The 15965-nt window shown below is 65.5% G+C and carries 27 protein-coding genes and 1 tRNA gene; 17 read left to right on the forward strand and 11 right to left on the reverse strand.

The window, feature by feature from the left end; all coding sequences use genetic code 11:
• Positions 1-20: 20 nt before the first annotated feature.
• Genes V1479_RS06275 through V1479_RS06315 form a run of 9 tightly spaced genes read right to left on the reverse strand, consistent with a single transcriptional unit; the run spans position 21 to position 4295 of the window.
• Positions 21-1040, reverse strand: a complete 1020-nt coding sequence (locus V1479_RS06275; RefSeq protein ID WP_368802155.1) for a tyrosine-type recombinase/integrase — start codon at positions 1038-1040, stop codon at positions 21-23.
• Positions 1021-1221, reverse strand: a complete 201-nt coding sequence (locus tag V1479_RS06280) for a hypothetical protein (protein WP_368802156.1) — start codon at positions 1219-1221, stop codon at positions 1021-1023. Before V1479_RS06280 ends, V1479_RS06275 begins: the two co-directional genes overlap by 20 nt.
• Positions 1218-1496: a hypothetical protein gene (locus V1479_RS06285; protein ID WP_368802157.1), complete on the reverse strand. Its 279-nt coding sequence runs from the start codon at positions 1494-1496 to the stop codon at positions 1218-1220. The genes V1479_RS06280 and V1479_RS06285 overlap by 4 nt, the downstream gene beginning before the upstream one ends.
• Positions 1493-1681 (reverse strand): hypothetical protein, encoded by a 189-nt coding sequence (locus V1479_RS06290; protein ID WP_368802158.1) that lies wholly within the window; start codon positions 1679-1681, stop codon positions 1493-1495. The genes V1479_RS06285 and V1479_RS06290 overlap by 4 nt, the downstream gene beginning before the upstream one ends.
• Complete coding sequence (locus V1479_RS06295; protein ID WP_368802159.1) at positions 1678-2397, reverse strand: hypothetical protein; 720 nt, start codon at positions 2395-2397, stop codon at positions 1678-1680. The genes V1479_RS06290 and V1479_RS06295 overlap by 4 nt, the downstream gene beginning before the upstream one ends.
• The gene (locus V1479_RS06300) at positions 2394-3536 is read right to left on the reverse strand and encodes a DUF5131 family protein (RefSeq protein WP_368802160.1); all 1143 of its coding nucleotides are present in this window, start codon (positions 3534-3536) and stop codon (positions 2394-2396) included. Before V1479_RS06300 ends, V1479_RS06295 begins: the two co-directional genes overlap by 4 nt.
• Complete coding sequence (locus V1479_RS06305; RefSeq protein WP_368802161.1) at positions 3529-3768, reverse strand: hypothetical protein; 240 nt, start codon at positions 3766-3768, stop codon at positions 3529-3531. The genes V1479_RS06300 and V1479_RS06305 overlap by 8 nt, the downstream gene beginning before the upstream one ends.
• A 4-nt stretch (positions 3769-3772) precedes the next feature.
• Positions 3773-4033, reverse strand: a complete 261-nt coding sequence (locus tag V1479_RS06310; RefSeq protein ID WP_368802162.1) for a hypothetical protein — start codon at positions 4031-4033, stop codon at positions 3773-3775.
• A 1-nt stretch (position 4034) separates the two neighbouring features.
• Positions 4035-4295 (reverse strand): hypothetical protein, encoded by a 261-nt coding sequence (locus tag V1479_RS06315; protein WP_368802163.1) that lies wholly within the window; start codon positions 4293-4295, stop codon positions 4035-4037.
• A 181-nt stretch (positions 4296-4476) separates the two neighbouring features.
• Between V1479_RS06315 and V1479_RS06320 the strand changes: the two genes are divergently transcribed.
• Positions 4477-4734, forward strand: a complete 258-nt coding sequence (locus V1479_RS06320) for a hypothetical protein (protein ID WP_368802164.1) — start codon at positions 4477-4479, stop codon at positions 4732-4734.
• A 151-nt stretch (positions 4735-4885) separates the two neighbouring features.
• Here the strand turns inward: V1479_RS06320 and V1479_RS06325 are convergent, their stop codons facing one another.
• Complete coding sequence (locus V1479_RS06325; RefSeq protein ID WP_368802165.1) at positions 4886-5554, reverse strand: LexA family transcriptional regulator; 669 nt, start codon at positions 5552-5554, stop codon at positions 4886-4888.
• Here V1479_RS06325 and V1479_RS06330 point away from each other — a divergent pair.
• The 14 genes from V1479_RS06330 (at position 5544) to V1479_RS06395 (ending at position 13550) form a co-directional block, all read left to right on the forward strand.
• Positions 5544-5759 carry a helix-turn-helix domain-containing protein gene (locus tag V1479_RS06330; RefSeq protein ID WP_368802166.1) on the forward strand — a complete coding sequence of 72 codons (216 nt, stop codon included), beginning with the start codon at positions 5544-5546 and terminating at the stop codon, positions 5757-5759. The two genes, V1479_RS06325 and V1479_RS06330, sit on opposite strands and share 11 nt — an antisense overlap.
• A 345-nt stretch (positions 5760-6104) precedes the next feature.
• A tRNA-Met gene (locus tag V1479_RS06335) sits at positions 6105-6179 on the forward strand.
• A 199-nt stretch (positions 6180-6378) separates the two neighbouring features.
• Positions 6379-6876, forward strand: coding sequence for a phage regulatory CII family protein (locus V1479_RS06340; protein WP_368802167.1), 498 nt, complete (start codon positions 6379-6381; stop codon positions 6874-6876).
• A complete protein-coding gene (locus tag V1479_RS06345) occupies positions 6876-7196 on the forward strand; it encodes a hypothetical protein (RefSeq protein ID WP_368802168.1) in 321 nt (106 codons plus the stop codon). The genes V1479_RS06340 and V1479_RS06345 overlap by 1 nt, the downstream gene beginning before the upstream one ends.
• Positions 7196-7513, forward strand: coding sequence for a hypothetical protein (locus V1479_RS06350; protein WP_368802169.1), 318 nt, complete (start codon positions 7196-7198; stop codon positions 7511-7513). Before V1479_RS06345 ends, V1479_RS06350 begins: the two co-directional genes overlap by 1 nt.
• 62 nt (positions 7514-7575) lie before the next feature.
• Positions 7576-7845, forward strand: a complete 270-nt coding sequence (locus V1479_RS06355; protein WP_368802831.1) for a DUF2312 domain-containing protein — start codon at positions 7576-7578, stop codon at positions 7843-7845.
• The gene (locus V1479_RS06360) at positions 7845-8495 is read left to right on the forward strand and encodes a ParB N-terminal domain-containing protein (protein WP_368802170.1); all 651 of its coding nucleotides are present in this window, start codon (positions 7845-7847) and stop codon (positions 8493-8495) included. The genes V1479_RS06355 and V1479_RS06360 overlap by 1 nt, the downstream gene beginning before the upstream one ends.
• A complete protein-coding gene (locus V1479_RS06365) occupies positions 8492-9643 on the forward strand; it encodes an MT-A70 family methyltransferase (RefSeq protein WP_368802171.1) in 1152 nt (383 codons plus the stop codon). Before V1479_RS06360 ends, V1479_RS06365 begins: the two co-directional genes overlap by 4 nt.
• The gene (locus tag V1479_RS06370; protein ID WP_368802172.1) at positions 9640-9939 is read left to right on the forward strand and encodes a hypothetical protein; all 300 of its coding nucleotides are present in this window, start codon (positions 9640-9642) and stop codon (positions 9937-9939) included. Before V1479_RS06365 ends, V1479_RS06370 begins: the two co-directional genes overlap by 4 nt.
• The gene (locus V1479_RS06375; RefSeq protein ID WP_368802173.1) at positions 9926-10219 is read left to right on the forward strand and encodes a hypothetical protein; all 294 of its coding nucleotides are present in this window, start codon (positions 9926-9928) and stop codon (positions 10217-10219) included. Before V1479_RS06370 ends, V1479_RS06375 begins: the two co-directional genes overlap by 14 nt.
• Complete coding sequence (locus V1479_RS06380; protein ID WP_368802174.1) at positions 10216-10500, forward strand: hypothetical protein; 285 nt, start codon at positions 10216-10218, stop codon at positions 10498-10500. Before V1479_RS06375 ends, V1479_RS06380 begins: the two co-directional genes overlap by 4 nt.
• Positions 10500-10940, forward strand: a complete 441-nt coding sequence (locus V1479_RS06385; protein ID WP_368802175.1) for a hypothetical protein — start codon at positions 10500-10502, stop codon at positions 10938-10940. Before V1479_RS06380 ends, V1479_RS06385 begins: the two co-directional genes overlap by 1 nt.
• A complete protein-coding gene (locus V1479_RS06390) occupies positions 10933-11511 on the forward strand; it encodes a hypothetical protein (RefSeq protein WP_368802176.1) in 579 nt (192 codons plus the stop codon). The genes V1479_RS06385 and V1479_RS06390 overlap by 8 nt, the downstream gene beginning before the upstream one ends.
• Positions 11508-13550 (forward strand): DNA cytosine methyltransferase, encoded by a 2043-nt coding sequence (locus tag V1479_RS06395; RefSeq protein ID WP_368802177.1) that lies wholly within the window; start codon positions 11508-11510, stop codon positions 13548-13550. The genes V1479_RS06390 and V1479_RS06395 overlap by 4 nt, the downstream gene beginning before the upstream one ends.
• A 2-nt stretch (positions 13551-13552) precedes the next feature.
• On the opposite strand, the gene V1479_RS06400 is transcribed toward V1479_RS06395, so the two are convergent.
• Positions 13553-13867: a DUF982 domain-containing protein gene (locus V1479_RS06400; protein ID WP_368802178.1), complete on the reverse strand. Its 315-nt coding sequence runs from the start codon at positions 13865-13867 to the stop codon at positions 13553-13555.
• Positions 13868-13932: 65 nt separating this feature from the next.
• Here V1479_RS06400 and V1479_RS06405 point away from each other — a divergent pair, with 65 nt between their 5' ends.
• Both V1479_RS06405 and nusG read left to right on the forward strand, forming a co-directional pair.
• Positions 13933-15189, forward strand: coding sequence for a hypothetical protein (locus tag V1479_RS06405; RefSeq protein WP_368802179.1), 1257 nt, complete (start codon positions 13933-13935; stop codon positions 15187-15189).
• Positions 15158-15847, forward strand: a complete 690-nt coding sequence (gene nusG, locus V1479_RS06410) for a transcription termination/antitermination protein NusG (protein WP_368802180.1) — start codon at positions 15158-15160, stop codon at positions 15845-15847. Before V1479_RS06405 ends, nusG begins: the two co-directional genes overlap by 32 nt.
• Positions 15848-15965: the final 118 nt, after the last annotated feature.

The raw sequence follows: 15965 nt of genomic DNA on the forward strand, positions 1-15965 counted from the left end.
GCCAGTTTTACAATAGCTGTTCACTTTCTGGCCTCGCTGAGTTGCCGGATCGTGGCTTTCAAGGCCGCCTTGCGGTCGACGTAACGGCGGATGATGCGCGCCACGTAGTCCTCTTCCCAGCCCATGATTTCGGCGATAACGCGCTCCGAAAGGCCGGCGAGATAGAACCTCGTCGCCGCCGTGCCGCGCAGGTCGTGAAAATGCAGGTCGCGCTCCTTGAGCCCCGCATCGTCCATCGCCTTTGCAAAGGATGAATTCAGGCCGTCCGCCGTCCATGGGCGCTTGCGGCTGTTGGTGAGCACCGCCGTGGAACGGCGCGGAATGCGCTCCAAAAGCGCGCGTAGATCGTCATAGAGCGGGATGACCGCCTCGCGCCGGTGGCGGCTCTTGCCGGTGGAGATCACGATCGCGTCGTCCTGAATATGCGACCATGACAGGCGCAGCAGGTCGCTGACGCGCAAGCCGGTCGCAGCCGCAAGATCGACGGCGAACATCACCTGTTCCGGCGCCTTGGCGCGCAGCTGGGCGATGTCATCCTCGGTCCAGATGATCTCCGCACGGTTGTTTGAATAGAGCTGCTTGATGCCTTCGCATGGATTCGACGCGATGGCGCCGAGCGGATCTACCGCAAAGGACAGGACGCGCGAAAGCACCTGCATGCCATAGTCCGCCGTGCGCGGCTGATGGGAATACTGGCCCCGCCAGCGGCGGATGATCGGCCTGATCTTTTCGGGACGGTCGAACTGCTTGACGCTGAGATCGCCGAAATAATCCGAGATCCTGTCCAACCACCGCGCCCAGTTCTTTTTCGTTGATGCCGCGAGCTTCGCGTAATCGGGGCTTGCCTTGTATCGATTGACGACCGAGCGAAACTTGCCGCTGTCAGGGAGGCGATGCGCGGCCACGGCCTCGTTGTACGCTGCCTGAAACTCGGGTGTGCCGAGAACGCCCTTGACTGGCGGGCCTCCTCGCCAGGCATAGACGTAAGTCTTGCCCTTCGCCTTGACGACGTGGAGTCCCTTAAGCTCGACCATGACCATGTTTTGCCTCGAATTCCGCCAGCTCGCGATCGAGGTCATTTTCAGCATGAGGCGTGGGAGGGGTAAAGTGCCAGCGGTGCGTGCCGTCCGGCATCGTATCGAGCGCGCAGGGAGAAATGCCCAGATCGCGCAGCGCAGCCAGCGTGCTCTTGAGGTCAGAGACACGGACGCGCTTGCTCACAGCAGGCCTCCCTTGGGCAAGGGATTGGCGCAGTCGGGGCAGGTGTGGGTGTAGGGCTCGTCGCGCTTGGCGCCGGCGATGCGGGGTGCGGTGCCGAACAGATCAGACGTGTCGTTCCGGCCGCGCTGAGGGCCTGCCTTGCGGATGATCCATCCTGCGGCCTTGGCGTCAGCGATCATCACCTGCCAGTCTTCCGCCGCGTAGGTGTTGGGGTAGCTCGCCGGGCAGGAATCGCAGGTGACCTGCGTGCGGTAACCGTGACGGGTGATGCTCATGATGGCGCTACCGTCACGACGCGGCGCATGCACTGGAAGCCGTCCTTCCACTGCCATGGCGTCGCACAGGCAATGCCTTCCGCCAACAGCTCGTCGACGGCGTTAATCTCGGAACCGTCCGCCCATTCCTCCTGGATCAGTCGGCGCCCGGCCTTGAGGCCGATCTCCATTTCTTGCCTGGTCATGGCTGTACCTGATCGATGTTGCCGAGGATGGGGCGGAAGGTGTAGGCGGCTACCCATGGGTTCGCGTCCCAGCCGTAGCCGCGCGCGGCGTTGAGGGTGTCCCAAAGCTCACGAAACCACCTGTAGGGTGTGGCGTAGATGTGTGGGTTCTCTGTTGCCACCATGGGACCGCCATCAAGGCCGGGCACGCGCGAAACCTCGGCACCTTCAGCGATCGCATCCGCCTCGCTGATCTCCTGCAACCGCTGCACGCGCACATCGGTGACGATCAGGGTGATGCGGCTGGCCCAGCGGGGCATGAACATGCCGGGCCGCTTCTTCCCCCGCCAAACGGGCGCCGGTGCGCCGTCCGCCTCGAACAGGATGGCAGAGGAGGTGGGCAGGTCACGGGGTCTGCTGCTGTTCAGCGAGCCGCTGGTCCGCCACGCCTCCTGGACATAGAGGCGGTCGCCGGCAGCATGGCGCGGCATAAAGTGGTATTCCACAAGGTGCTTGCCGGCAGGGCGAGCGAAGAACTGGCCGGCGGCGTCCTTCATTTCGTAAACCCGCCGCCCTGACTTGTTGTCAGTCGCGACCGGCACAAACTCGACGACACTCTCGATGCCCTCGAAATTGATCAACCGTCGCGTCTGCGTCTTGCCGGTGCCGGGCTGCTCGATCTCGCGCAGGATGGCGCGGACCATCGGCGCTGAAAAGAGAATCGGTTTGTCGCTCATAGCGCCTGCACCTCGCGAGGCTGGGGCATGCCGCTGTGCTCCACGCCGTCCAGCAGCCTGCCGGCGCGTTTCTTGCCGACATCGAACATCGACATCGCGCCGGTGCCCTGCAGGAATGCGTTGCGGTCGACGTGGCGGTGTCGAGATCCATCGGCGTGCAGCACGCATTCATCGACGAGGGAATGACGGGTCGCGTCCGGGTGCCTTTCACTCAGGGGCGGATAGCAGGCGTCGATCTGCTGTTCGGACATCTGGCTGACCGCTGACCAGTTGCCCCACTGCTTGAAGAAGAACGGGACGTCAGCCCCGGCGCACTGGTCGCGCAGGGCGCGAGGCCAGTCGGGATGCATGGGGCTGGCCCGGTCGCCGCTCTCGCCGCCGGCGATGACCCAGTCGAGGCGGGTGTTGCCGTCGCACGCGTCGGTATAGGCCGACGCGCTGTCGCTATTCTCAACCCACGCCTCGGCGGTCAACGCGTTGTAGCGTATCTCGGCATCTTCATCCTGCCAGCGGATTGCGCTCAGATCGATCGGCCCGAGCAGCGGCTCGGCCGAGAGGAAGCGGATTGCGGCAGGCGTTGCCAGCAGGTCGGGGATGCGCTCGTCGGCTTCCTTCTGCCGCTCGGCCGAGACGCCTAGCCAGACATTGGGCAGCGGCCACGGTGCGTCGATGCCGACATTCGTATAGGCGCAGTTGTCGCCATGGGCCTTGCGCTGGATCTCGCCGATGCGATCGCGAAGATCCTCGGCTGCGAAATAGGCGAGCATGCGCGCGCTGCGCTTGGTGAGCACCTGGTAGGTGTGCCACCACGTTTCGGCCATGCCGGCGTAGACGCGGTCAATCCATTCGTCGGGCACGTCCTCGTGGAACAGGTCGCCATGGGCGCAGACGAAGATCATGCGCGGGCGGCGCCAGCGGAGCGGCTGGTCGAGCCACTGCTCGTTGAACCGGACCTTGCCGTTCCACACCGGGCCGTTCTTGCTGTCGACCGTGAGGGCGGTGCGGCTGGGGTGGTTTTTCAGGCGGGTGCCCGCCAGCTTCATCGCATAGCAGTTGGCGCAGCCGGGCGAGACGATGGAACAGCCGGTGACCGGGTTCCACGTCGCATCGGTCCATTCGATGGTTGAGTGTTCAGCCATTGTCGGCAATCCATTTGTCGAGCGTCACGAGGAGCAGTTCGTCACCCTGTCCGCCCTTGGCTTCGAGCGTCAGACGTAGGGCGTCGATGATCATGCCGATGGTTTCGATCTGATTGGCCTGCGTCAGGTTCTGGCCGGTGGCAGTGCGTGCTGCCTCGACGAGGTCGGTCACCGCACCGCTTGCGGCGCTCGCCGCAGCAAGCAGAAGGGTGCGTTTTGCCTCCCAATCCATCGGCTCACACTCCCACGCAGGCGGCGAGCTGCGCCTCGTAGACTGCGATGCGCTGCATGCTGATCATGAGGACAAAGCCCGCGACCGCACTGATGGCGAGCGCGATGCCTATCTGCACGGCGACGCAGCGGAAGGCAGCGCCTACCGCCGCGCGGTTCTTCTCGGCTGCCAGCGCCGCGCCGTCGATCGGGTCGAGGACGCGGTGCGGGGCATAGCCGAAGCCCGGCACGATGACGGGCGGATCGATCGGCCGGCGCGGGTCCATCTCAGGCGACCTTTGCCACGAAGGCCTTGCCGGCGAGGCGGCGGGCTTCGGCGATGACGGTCTCGGTCAGATCCTCGTCGGGGAACCGGAGGACAAGATCGTCCATGTCGCAGGAGCCGCGAATGGCGACGATCTCGCGCATGGCATCGGCCACGCGCTCGCGCAGGGGTGTTTTCGGCTTGGGGGTGGCCTTGGCCTTTGCCGCCTTAACCGCCTTGCCAAAGGCGGCCATGTCGGTGTCGATGCCTGAGAAGTGCAGCATGGGAAAATCTCCGTTGTTGTGCGGGCAGCGCTTGCCGCTCGCGGTGGTGATCTGTGGATTGCGGGCTGGAACTGGTGCGGCTGTGGCCGCAGCGGCCGAAAGCCGCGTAAGCTTGCGATGCCGAGGCGCGGGCAAACGCGCCCCGGCACCTGTCACCAACTCATCGGAAAGGGCGAAGGCAATGAGTGGCGATTTCGAACTGAACGCTTCGGGGAACATCAAGCTTTCCCCGCTGGTCGGTTATTCTTCCGCCGTGGCGGCGGGCATGAGCTGCCTGCTACGGCTTGAGTATGTGGAGTCGGAAGAGGCGCTGCGGCTGGGGCAGCACTCGGCCCTGCAGCTGGTGCTGACGCCGGCTCAATGCCGCGAACTTGCCGCGGCGCTATCGAGAATGGCAGATGCGACAGAGAGCGCGGATCAAACCGGGACGCGACAATAGGCCCGAGATCGGAGGGCGCGACACCAAACTGTCCGTCCGGCAGAGCTTGGGTGCGCGAGGCACAGGCAGGCATGGGTTCTCTCCATCGCGGGATTGCGATGGGCGATATTCCCCATACTGTGTAACTATGTCAACCCCAAAATGGGGAACGCTAGCGCGGCGTCATGTGCTTTACGCGCGCCGCCCATACGAGCTCGACATCTTCGATCGGACTTTCAGTCTGCGAGAGCAGGTGGAAATGGCCCGGTTGTGTACCCTTCATGAGCTTCTTGACCAGGATGCGCCCATCAATGGTCTCGCAGACAACAAGCCTGCCGATCAGGTCGTGGGTGACGGGGTAGCGGACGTCGTCATAGTAGACGAGCCACTGGTTGAAGAATGAGCCTAGCGAGTCGCCCCTAACTTCCAGGGCGACGGTATCCTTACCTCCCCCCGGGGGCATGGGCACCTCATCAAAATGTCCGTCTGAATCTGCATAGAAGTGTGCCGCTGCGCCTGCTCCAACGTACCCCATGACGGGGACCAGAGCTTCGGTGATCTCGGAATGCGAGACGCTGAAGGCGGTGGCGGCCTGCTCAATATAGTCACTGGTTAGTCGGCGTTCGCCGCGCTCCAGCTTGATATACTGGCTGCGGGAAACCCCCATTTCCTCGGCGGCTTTGTCGAGAGTCCAGCCTAGGCGATTGCGTATAATTTTGAGATTGTTTCCCATAGCGGGGAACTTAGACGACTGGCGCAGCCGGCGTCGTTCTACAAATTGTCCATTTTGTGCTTGACGATGTTGCACAGAATGGGGAATATCCGGCGCCATGAAGCTCATCGATTACATGCGCCTCCATACGTTGCGCCCCGAAGACATCGCCGACCGCGTCGGCGACGTGTCGCCGTCCGGCGTTCGCAAGTGGATGTCCGGAGAGCGGATCCCGCGTCGCGACCAGATGGAACGGCTTGCCATCGTGACCGCCGGCGCAGTGTTGCCGAACGACTTCTTCACACTTCCCGCATCTGCGGAGGCAGCCGAATGAGCGCCTGCGCGAAAACCCCGTGGGGCGACATGCCTCTTTCCGATTCCAGAACCATGCCGGTCGAGCGGGCCCCGCACGGCGTCGACGACGATGCCTTGCGTGTTGCCGGCGTGGTCTTTCCCGCGCCGGGCGAGGGTGCCTCCCGCCCTTCGTCCGGCGCGGCGTATATCGGCGTCGACCTGGGCAGCGGTGATTACAGCGCGATCTCGCTGGTGCTTTCCGATGCGGTGTTGCTCTCGCTGCGGCTCTCTGCCGCCGAGGCAGGATTGAGCGAGGAGCAACTGATTTCCAATCTGGTCGCGCAGCATGCCGCCAAGATCGGCATCGCGCGGCTTTCCGAGTTTCAGCAGGGTGGGGAAGCGGTATCCCGCGTGGCTCATAACCACGATGTCGCCGGTTCGAATCCGGCCCCTGCAACCACCGATAACAGCAGCCGAAGCGAGCACGGCGAGGGCGGCAATCGGGCCGCTCCCGCACGGGGTGCGGGGCCGCCATGAGATGATGTGTTCGCGGGCGTTTTTCATGCCCGCACTGTGAATCAACCGATCCTTTCCCGCCACGGGAAACGACGCCGGGTTTTCCCGGCGCGGGAAAGCTTTTGTGCCTGAGGAGGCCGCCCATGATCCCGAACGCGAATGCCCGTCACTTCCTGCTCAAGGCAAAGCAGCGCGACCTGATCGCCGCTGTCGGCGGCATCGAGCGCGCCTCGGGCATATGCAACTACGGCAAGAGCACCGTGGGGCGCTGGTCCAATGCCGACAGCCCCGAGCTGATGCCGCTCGATGCGATCTTCGCGCTGGAAGAGGAATGCGGCCGCTTCGACATGAGCGAGGCGATCGCGCAGGCGCGGGGCCAGCGCTTTGCCGATGCCGAAACGGGAGAGGAAGCCGCCAACGCCTGCGTGATGGAACGCCACGCCAACGCGATGGTGCAGATCGGCGAACTGATGACGACGGCTGCGCTGGCCTTTTCCGATGGCAAGCTGACGCCGGCCGAAGCAACGCAGCTCGACAGAATCGCAAGCCGCGTCGAGCGCGCGATGGAAGAGCTGCGCAAGGCCACCGCGAGCGCGCGCGGCGCGGGCGGCATCAGCCTCGTTGCCGGAGGGCAGGGCTGATGCGGGCGCTTTCCTTCGTCTCGCCGGTCGTCAAGCCCGAGCGCGCCCGCGCGCCCTTGCGGCGCTCGATCTTCGACATGGTGGCCGGGCTCAATGCGCCCGTCGCGCCGGACGGTGACCCCGCCGGATGGGCGCTGGCCGATCTCGATGCGCACGAATGCCGGTTTCCGATTGGTCACCCTTCGACGGGCGTTCGCTTTTGCGCCGCCGTCGTTTCCGCCGACGACTGGCGGCCGGGTGCCGTTAACGGCTGCTACTGCCGTTTCCATCGCGACTACCTGCGCGGCCAGCCGCCTGTGACCGAAGACGGGGAAGGCTGATGGCGGCGCAGGCGGTTTCCATCACCATCAAGGTCGCGCCGCGCGCGTACCAACGTCTGCATGAGATGGCGAAGCCCTGGGGCTATTCGCCGACTGTCTATGCGCAGTTGCTGTTCGATGCGGCCTTTGCGGCGCGGATCGGCCAGGAGCGGGACACCCCTGTCAGCGATGCCGAACTCGACGAGCATGTGCGCCTCGTGTTCGCGCTCGCGGGGCAGGCGGATGCCGCCGCGATCGAGCGGGCGACCGGCGTTCCGAAAAGCAGGGTGACGCAGATCCTCGACGGGTTCCGGCAGGTCACACGGGGGCGGCGCTGATGTCCGACGATTACGATCCCTACGAAGCGCGCGGACCGGCGCGCGAGCGTGTCGGCAAGTCGCTGCGCCCCGGCGCCGACGAGGAAGCGAGCGGGCCGCAGACGGTCGCGGCCGGGCAGCTGCGCAGCTTCATCGAGCGGATCGAGCGCGTGCAGGAAGACATCGACGCTCTCTCCGATGACCGCAAGGAAATTTACGCCGAGGCGAAGGCCACCGGATTCGACACCAAGGCGATCCGCGCCCTGGTCAAGATGCGGAAGATGGATCAGGCGGAACGGCAGGAAGCCGAGGCGATCCTCGATCTCTACAAGCATGCGCTGGGGATGGAGTGATGAAGTACCAGCTCCTGCCCCCACTATCTGCTGACGACTATGCCGCGCTCAAATCCTCGATCATCGCGTGCGGGGTGTTGGTGCCTGTCGAATATGACGAGCATGGCAACATCCTCGACGGGCATCACCGTGTGGCGATCTGCGAAAGCCTCGGGTTGGTCAATTTCCCTCGTGTCGTTCGCGAAAACCTCTCGGAGGACGACAAGCGCTCGCACGTCCGGTCATTGAACTTGGCCCGACGACACCTGACGACTTTTCAGAAGCGCGAAATCATCGAAGCGCAATTGTTGGAAACGCCGCATCTTTCCAATCGGACGCTCGCGAAGATACTCGGCGTTGACAACAAAACGGTGCTCAATCGCCGAGTATCACTAGAGAGCAAAGGGCGGTTGAGGCGTCCAGTTCGCGTCCAGGCTAGGAACGGCGTCTATCACCCTGCTGATCGGCCCCGAAGCTTGCCGTCGCCTTTGATGTCGGACGGTATCAGACTCGATGGCCTGCATGTCTATGATGTGATCCGTCGCATCAGGGAGTGTGAGCACGATCTAGCGCTACTCAGGCCGATCGTTGATCGTGGTCTTCCGTCTGATGACCGGCTCACGGTGCGTGACGTTATGCCGTCCTCGTTCTTCGAGGATAGCGGGCAATGAAGTATCAGCTTCTCCCGCGCCTTTCCGCTGACGATTATGCCGCGCTGGAAGCGTCCATCGTGGCGCATGGCGTGCTCGTGCCGGTGGAATATGACGAGGCCGGCAACATTCTCGACGGGCACCATCGTGTCGAGATCTGCGAAAGCCTCGGACTGGTCGACTGGCCGCGCTTCGTGCGCAAGGGGCTTTCCGAGACCGAAAAGCGGACACTGGCGCGCGAACTGAACGTTTCGCGGCGGCACCTTTCCTCGGCGCAGAAACGCGACCTGATCGCCGACCAGCTGCGCGACACGCCCTCGATCTCGTCGCGCGCCATCGCGGCCATGCTCGGCGTGCACCACAACACGGTGCAGACCGTGCGGCAGCAGCTCGTCGATGGTGGCGAAATTAGCCACCACGAGGAAATCGAAGGGCGGGACGGTGTCAGGCAGCCGGCGCGCAAGCCGATCAAGACCGCCTTCCTGCCCGACACCGACAACCGCCGCGAGCTGATGAAGGTGGCGAAGGGGCTGCGCGCGGAAGACCAGAAGACGCGCCACGCGGTGCGGCTGGCGCATATGGATATGGTTGCCGAGAAGGGGCAGGTGACCGCCCACGCCTGGTGGAAGGACGATGCCGGCGGGCCAACCTTTCCCGTGATCTACGCCGACCCGGCGTGGAAGTTCAAAGTCCATTCGGAAGTAACTGGCCGCGAAAAGAGCGCGGAAAACCACTATCCGACGATGGACCTGCCGGAAATTCTCGCGCTCGGCTGCCCCGCCGCGCGCGACGCCGTGCTGTTCCTGTGGGTGACGGATCTCGCCAACGGCCTGGCCTGCATGGCGGCATGGGGGTTCACCTACAAGAGCTTCTGGGCGTGGAACAAGGTCTATCCCGGCGAGCAGACCGGCACCGGCTATTGGAGCTTCGACAATGTCGAGCTGCTGCTGATCGGCACCAGGGGCAACCCGCCCGCGCCGCTGCCCGGCACGCAACCGCTGAAATGCACGGCGCACCCGGTAGGGCGCCATTCCGAAAAGCCGCTCTGGTTCATCGAACAGATCAGCCGGCTCTACCCCGGTGTGCCCCGCCTCGAAATGTTCTCGCGCTCGGCACAGCCGGGCTGGGAGACGTGGGGCTATGAGGCGAGCGCGGAGGCGGCAGAATGACGCCGCGCCCCGACTTCTCGCCGAAGATGTTGTCGCTGTTCCTGCGCGCTCGTGCGTTCCATGCCGTCAATGAGGCCGGGGAGCCGTGGCGCAAAACCGAGATCGTGCGCGCGTGGAAGGCGGCGACGCGGAAGCTCGCCGGGGTGACCAACAGCGAATTCCACCTGGCGTGGATGGGCTGGCTGCAAGCGCCGGAGACGCGGGCGCGGCTTTGGGCGGTGCTTGGGCACTTTCCCTCCGACCACGGCGTGATGCTGACGCATGAGGGGCAGGAGGCGGTCAATGGCGGAATTTGACCATTGCACCTTTGCCCGCGATGTGCGCGCCGCGCTCGAAGAACGAGGCCAATCCTTCGGGCAGGCCTGCGCGGCGCATGCCGGGCTCGACAAGGCGATGCTGTCGCGCGCCGTGCATGAGCAGAAACTGTCGGCGGCGAACGTGCTGCTGCTGTGCGGCGCCTTCGCGCTCGACCCCTTCGCCTATCTCGTGGAACGCCCGCGCCTGACGCTGAAAAGCATTGCGAAACAAGCCGTTACACAATCCGTCCAACGTGAAACACAGGAGACGCGGCCATGAGCGACTCCATGCTGCCGATCATCCGCCAGATGCACGAGGCCGATGACGACCGGGCGCGCGGGGCGATCCTGCTTTCCGTCTCCGATGCGGTGCTGATGAAATATCGCCCGGTGTTCGAGGATGCCTGCCGGCGCGCGCGCTTCGATCTCGGGCTCGAATTCATCAACTGGCGGCGCGCTTCCTGGAGCGCGGTGCGCGGGGCAGACGGGCGTCTGCGGTCTGAATTCGAGGACGTGCGTGTTGCCTTCGCGGCCTTTGTCGCGGGCGGGGAGGGCGGTTGATGGCGGGGCGCGGCTATAACCCGACCTTCGTTGCCGAGGCCCAGCGCAAGCGTTCGCTCGCCGCCATGCGGCGCGCGATGAAGGACGCCGAGCAGGAAGCGCGGCGGCTGGAAAAGGCGGCACGCGATGCCGCCGACGCGATCCTCGAAGCGGCCTATGAGGAGGCGCGCATCATCATGGCGCGCGCCTATGACGAGCAGCCGAAGCCCAAACGGCCGGTTGCCGAGATCATCGGCGAGGTGGCTGCGGAATACCGCATCCCGCCACGCACCATACGCGAGGGCGGCGGCACGAAGACCGTGCGGGATGCGCGCCGGGCAGCACTGCGGCGCACGGTGCGCGAGCGGCAGGACCTTTCCGGCAATGACATCGCCCGCATCTTCGGCGCTATCTCAGCCGAGACCGCCAATCGCGCCATTCGCGAGGCGCGCCATGGATAGGGTGAAGGAAGCCGCCGCGCTGCGCACCGTGGCCGCTCATGTCGACGCGCTGGACGGCGACCGCTGGCAGATCGCCGCCCTCGGCAGCGAGACGCTGCTCGACGCTCTGGGGCCGGACAACAGCCGCGTGACGATCCTCACCTTCACCGCCCACGCCAAGCCCGAGGAAATCGAGCTGGTGGCCGGCGCGCTCGACAATGCCCGCATCATGCTGGACGTCATCACGCGGGCCAAGAAGGTGCTGCGCGCCGCAGATGGCGAAGGCGGCAAGCCGCTGCCGCGCCCTTCCGACACCGCGCGGCTGGCGACGCCCGCCAAAAAGAACCATGCGGCGGAAGCGGCGATGCTGTGCGAGCGCGTTGCCTTCCGCAACTGGCTGATCGAACGCCACGGGCTCGACCTGAAAGGCACGGCTGACGACGCGGCCCGTACCGCGCGCGCGGCGCAGAAGCTGCGCAGCCTGCTGGGCGTGACCAGCCGCAAGGCCATCAACGAAGACGACACCGTGCGCGACCGCTGGATCTCGCTGCGGCAGGACTATTACGCGACGGCGGGAAGGGGGCAGGGGTGAACGACAAGATCATCGTCGACAGCTTCGCGGGCGGGGGCGGTGCCTCCACCGGCATCGAAATGGCGCTGGGGCGTTCGCCCGACATTGCCATCAACCATTCCGCCGATGCGCTGGCTATGCACGAGGTGAACCACCCGGCGACGCTGCACCTCGATTCCAACATCTGGGACGTGACGCCGCGCGAGGTGACGAAAGGCAGGCCGGTGGGGCTGTTCTGGGCCTCGCCCGACTGCAAACACTTCTCCAAGGCCAAGGGCGGCAAGCCGCTCGATCGCAACATTCGCGACCTCGCCTGGGTGGTTGTGCGCTGGGCGGAGGAGGTGAGGCCCGACGTGATCATCCTCGAGAATGTCGAGGAGTTCGTGACCTGGGGGCCGCTCTATGATGACGGCAAGCCGATTGTTGAGTTGCGCGGCCACACATTCGAGGCGTGGACGCGGCGGCTGAAAAAGGCCGGCTACAAGGTGCAGTGGAAGGAACTGCGCGCCTGCGATTACGGCGCGCCGACGATCCGCAAGCGGTTCTTCATGATCGCGCGGTGCGACGGGCTGCCGATCGTGTGGCCGAAGCGCACCCATGGCGACCCGAAGAACGCGGACGATGCGAAGCTGATCCGCGCCGGCAAGCTCAAGCCCTATCGCACGGCGGCGGAAATCATCGACTGGTCTCTGCCATGTCCTTCGATCTTCGACACATCGGAGGAGATCATGCGGCAATACGGGCTGCGCGCGGTTCGCCCGCTCGCAGACGCCACCATGCGCCGCATTGCGCGCGGTGTGGTGCGCTATGTGCTGGAGGCGAAGAAACCGTTCATCGTGCGCACCGACATGGCGAGCGCGGCGGGGCGCAACGGCGTCAACACGCCTGACGAGCCGCTGCGCACGCAGACGACGGCGGGCAGCCATGCTGTCGTCGCTCCTTCCTTCGTCGGCTGTGGCGGACGGGCAGGGCAGAGCGCGCCGCGCGGTGGTGACGAGCCGACCGGCACCATGACGGCGAAGCCGGATGGCTGCGTGGTGGCGGCGCATCTGACGAGCTATTATGGCGACGGTGAAGGCGGAAACGTCCGCGGCAGTTCGCCAGATCGGCCGCTCGCGACTGATACGGCAGGTGGCAATCGTCATGGCGTCGTCGCGCCATACCTCGTGCCGCGCTATGGCGAGCGCGAAGGGCAGGAGCCGCGCACGCGGTCGGTCGAGAAGCCCGCGCCGGTAGTCGTACCGGATGGGAATGAAGGCAGCCTCGTCGCGCCAGTGCTGGTCGAGACAGCGCATGGTGAGGTGTCGCCCAGCGGGGTGAAGCGGTGGGGGAACGGCATCAAGCATGCCGACGAACCGGTGGGAACGGGCACGATCAGCGGCAACCATGCCGTGGCAGCCGTGCATCTGTCGCGCTTCACGCAGAACGGCGTGGGAAGCGGAGCAGACGAGCCGGTCGACACCGTGATGGCCGGCGCGCCGAAGTTCGGCGTGGTTGCCGCCTTCATGGCGCAGCACAACAATGACAGCCGCCGCATCGGCGGCGTCAATCCGGGGCGGCCAGCCGACGAGCCCCTTGCCACGCTGACGCAGGCCGGTGCGCAACAGGGCGTCGTGACGGCGCACATGATGCGCCAGTTCGGGACCTCTATCGGGCATGCGCTCGACGAGCCGACGCATACCGACACCGCGACGGTGAACAAGTCGGCCCTGATCGCGCCGTTCCTCGCCACCTACTACGGAAACGGCATCGGGCAGGAGGCGGATGGCCCGTTGCGCACCGACACCACGAAGGACCGCTTCGGGCTGGTGACAGTCGACATCGACGGGCAGACCTATGCCATAGCCGATATCGGCATGCGCATGCTGACGCCGCGCGAGCGGTTCCGGGCGCAGGGCTTTCCCGACAGCTACATCATCGACCGCAAGCCGGACGGCAGCCCTACCACTTCGACGGTGCAGGGCTCGTGCTGCGGCAACAGTGTGTGCCCGCCGCTCGCCGAAGCGCTTGTCGCGGCCAATTGCGGCCACCTCGCCGCGGCGCGGGAGGCGGCGGAATGATGTCAGCGCTTTCGCCCGCGCCATCGCGGCGGCTTGAAGCCCTTGGGCGCAATCGATTTCGGCCGCGCGCCCAGCAGTATGCCGGCTTCGCGCGCAGCGGCCTCGAACGCCATGCGCGCCGCATAGAGCGTTCCGGGATCGCCGGGCCTGTCCATGGATCGCAGGATCGTCTGCCGGGCGCGCAGGTGCTTGTCGCCCGCTTCGTCCGGCCACTCTTCCAGCAGCATCTTAGCGGCCTGGCCGTTGCTGCTGACGTTGACCGCCGTTCCGCCGCTGACCGCGACGCGGACCGGCTCGCTCCACCAGTCGTTACTCATCACGCGCACTCCAACAAGCCGGTTAAACGCGGCGCGGCGGGAACGGTTGCGCGGGAGGTGGCTGCATGAGCGCCTTCCTACTCGGCACCGGCTTTCGCGCCGACATGGGCACCTGCATTCGCAAGCTGGTGCTGCTGAAGCTGATCGACGCCTGCGAGGATGACGGCAGCCGCATCTTCCCGGCGATCGCCACCGTGGCGCGCGCGGCGCAATGCTCGCCGCGCCAGGTGCAACGCGAGATCCGCGCCTTCCTCGAAATCGGGCTGCTGACGCTGGTGCGCGAGGGCGGCAAGGGCCGGCGCTCGACCAACGAATATGCGCTCGATCTTGCAGTGCTGGGCGCGATCTCGCGCGACGGATGGGACGCCTATGCGGCTGCGCGGGGCGGGATTTCTAAGGGTGACACCCAGTCACCCTTAGATGACGACGCCAAGGGTGACACCGGTGACACGGATAGGGTGACACCGGAGACGCCTAAGGGTGACACCAGGAGTCATACAACCCCTCCAGACTCCTCCATTGAACCCTCAGAGCGCGCGGAGGCGCGCGAGAGAGAGGGCGAGATCGAGGATCCGGTTTTAGGCGATACGCCGGGAACCGCCGCGTTCGAGAAACGGGTGATGCGGTTCTGCAACGGGACGAAGTTTGCCGCCGGGCCGTGGAAGGACTGGGATACCTCGTCGCCGGGCTGGATCGCGCGGCAGTTCGCCAACCTCGACGGCGCCGAACGGCTGGAGGCGGAGCGGTGGCGGGACGCCTACCTGCTCGACATGCGCCAGCGCGGCAAGTCGCCGGTGACCGTGGGCATCTTCCTGCGCGACAAACTGTGGACGGGGCTCGATCCGGCCATTCTTGCCCGTGTCGATCGGGTGAAGGCGGGGCGGCCGGTGGAGGAGGCGAAGCCGGACGGCTGGGCCAAATGCCTCGGGCCGGTGGGCATGGCGTTCCTGTTCGGCAAGATGCTGGCAGGGCCTGCCGATGCCGATCTTGCGGCGCGGCCGTTCCTATCCGACGCGATGCTGCGCGAGGCGTGGCCTGCGGTGTGGTGGTGGCAGGCATCGCAGAGGCAGAAGGGTGGCGGCGTGTTCGCCGATGCGTGGCACGGCTTACGCGACCTGATGGTGCCGGTGCCGGCCGACAGCGGCGCGATGGCGGAATGGAAGGCGGAATTCACCCGGCGCGGATGGCGATGGCTCGCCGCGCTGGACGGGCTCGACGTGGTCTATTGCCCCAAGGGCGGACCGGCAGGGCTGGAAGCATTCGAGGCGGCGGTGAGCGAGGGTCAGAGCGATGATGGCGGTGAACGTGAAGCGGCTGAATAGCGACGAACGCGTGTGGCTCGACCGGGAGGGCGCGCCGATCAATGTCGACAGGGCATGGCACAAGAGCGACCGCGTGATCGCGGAGCGGCAGCGCGAGGAAAGGCATCTGGCGATGGCATCGCTTGACGTGGAAGGCACAAGGCGGTGGTTCGCGCTGCGGGCGGGCAATCGCGGCGAGATCGATCTGCGCGACAGGCTGATCGATTCGCGGGTGGATGCCGTCGTGCCGGTGAAGCAGGTGCCGGTGAAGCGTCGGTTCAAGGTTGAGTGCCGCAAGGTTGTCCACAGGCCGGTGCTTGCCGGTCTCGTATTCGTCAACATCGTGCCGAGCGACGAGGCGTTCTCAGGCCTGCTGCGCGTGAAGGGCGTGGCCAGCCTCGTCGGCACGAATGACAAGCAGTATCGCCCCTATCCGATCGGCGACCGACAGATGAATGGATTCATGGACTTGGCACAGGCAGGCGCGTTCGACGAGCGCAACGCACCGACCGGTTTGCAGGTGGGTGCGAAGGTGCGGATCAATGTCGGGCCCTATGCGGAATTCACCGGTGTGCTGGAGGGATATGCGAAGGGCAGGTCGGCGCGCGTCATGACCTGGCTGTTTGGTCGGGAGATCATCGTCGACGTAAAGCTTGCGCATATCGAGAATCTGGATTAGCGATTCCGACCCATGGACGACCGGGGACTGTGAGGCGCATGCCTCCGATTAGCGGGCCATCGCCACGGCGACAGCGACCCCTCCCGGCCCAGCCCTGACACCGCCGACAGGCGACCGA

The organism is Neoaquamicrobium sediminum (assembly GCF_040970315.1).
Taxonomy (GTDB): Bacteria; Pseudomonadota; Alphaproteobacteria; order Rhizobiales; family Rhizobiaceae; genus Aerobium; species Aerobium sediminum.

Coding starts and splice junctions, on each gene's coding strand:
- V1479_RS06275 (WP_368802155.1), bottom strand. CDS start 1,040: ATGGTCATGGTCGAGCTTAAGGGACTCCACGTCGTCAAGGCGAAGGGC.
- V1479_RS06365 (WP_368802171.1), top strand. CDS start 8,492: ATGAAGTATCAGCTTCTCCCGCGCCTTTCCGCTGACGATTATGCCGCG.
- V1479_RS06375 (WP_368802173.1), top strand. CDS start 9,926: ATGGCGGAATTTGACCATTGCACCTTTGCCCGCGATGTGCGCGCCGCG.
- V1479_RS06290 (WP_368802158.1), bottom strand. CDS start 1,681: ATGACCAGGCAAGAAATGGAGATCGGCCTCAAGGCCGGGCGCCGACTG.
- V1479_RS06315 (WP_368802163.1), bottom strand. CDS start 4,295: ATGCTGCACTTCTCAGGCATCGACACCGACATGGCCGCCTTTGGCAAG.
- V1479_RS06330 (WP_368802166.1), top strand. CDS start 5,544: ATGAAGCTCATCGATTACATGCGCCTCCATACGTTGCGCCCCGAAGAC.
- V1479_RS06380 (WP_368802174.1), top strand. CDS start 10,216: ATGAGCGACTCCATGCTGCCGATCATCCGCCAGATGCACGAGGCCGAT.
- V1479_RS06320 (WP_368802164.1), top strand. CDS start 4,477: ATGAGTGGCGATTTCGAACTGAACGCTTCGGGGAACATCAAGCTTTCC.
- V1479_RS06400 (WP_368802178.1), bottom strand. CDS start 13,867: ATGAGTAACGACTGGTGGAGCGAGCCGGTCCGCGTCGCGGTCAGCGGC.
- V1479_RS06370 (WP_368802172.1), top strand. CDS start 9,640: ATGACGCCGCGCCCCGACTTCTCGCCGAAGATGTTGTCGCTGTTCCTG.
- V1479_RS06345 (WP_368802168.1), top strand. CDS start 6,876: ATGCGGGCGCTTTCCTTCGTCTCGCCGGTCGTCAAGCCCGAGCGCGCC.
- V1479_RS06340 (WP_368802167.1), top strand. CDS start 6,379: ATGATCCCGAACGCGAATGCCCGTCACTTCCTGCTCAAGGCAAAGCAG.
- V1479_RS06300 (WP_368802160.1), bottom strand. CDS start 3,536: ATGGCTGAACACTCAACCATCGAATGGACCGATGCGACGTGGAACCCG.
- nusG (WP_368802180.1), top strand. CDS start 15,158: ATGATGGCGGTGAACGTGAAGCGGCTGAATAGCGACGAACGCGTGTGG.
- V1479_RS06295 (WP_368802159.1), bottom strand. CDS start 2,397: ATGAGCGACAAACCGATTCTCTTTTCAGCGCCGATGGTCCGCGCCATC.
- V1479_RS06285 (WP_368802157.1), bottom strand. CDS start 1,496: ATGAGCATCACCCGTCACGGTTACCGCACGCAGGTCACCTGCGATTCC.
- V1479_RS06325 (WP_368802165.1), bottom strand. CDS start 5,554: ATGAGCTTCATGGCGCCGGATATTCCCCATTCTGTGCAACATCGTCAA.
- V1479_RS06390 (WP_368802176.1), top strand. CDS start 10,933: ATGGATAGGGTGAAGGAAGCCGCCGCGCTGCGCACCGTGGCCGCTCAT.
- V1479_RS06305 (WP_368802161.1), bottom strand. CDS start 3,768: ATGGATTGGGAGGCAAAACGCACCCTTCTGCTTGCTGCGGCGAGCGCC.
- V1479_RS06310 (WP_368802162.1), bottom strand. CDS start 4,033: ATGGACCCGCGCCGGCCGATCGATCCGCCCGTCATCGTGCCGGGCTTC.
- V1479_RS06405 (WP_368802179.1), top strand. CDS start 13,933: ATGAGCGCCTTCCTACTCGGCACCGGCTTTCGCGCCGACATGGGCACC.
- V1479_RS06350 (WP_368802169.1), top strand. CDS start 7,196: ATGGCGGCGCAGGCGGTTTCCATCACCATCAAGGTCGCGCCGCGCGCG.
- V1479_RS06385 (WP_368802175.1), top strand. CDS start 10,500: ATGGCGGGGCGCGGCTATAACCCGACCTTCGTTGCCGAGGCCCAGCGC.
- V1479_RS06360 (WP_368802170.1), top strand. CDS start 7,845: ATGAAGTACCAGCTCCTGCCCCCACTATCTGCTGACGACTATGCCGCG.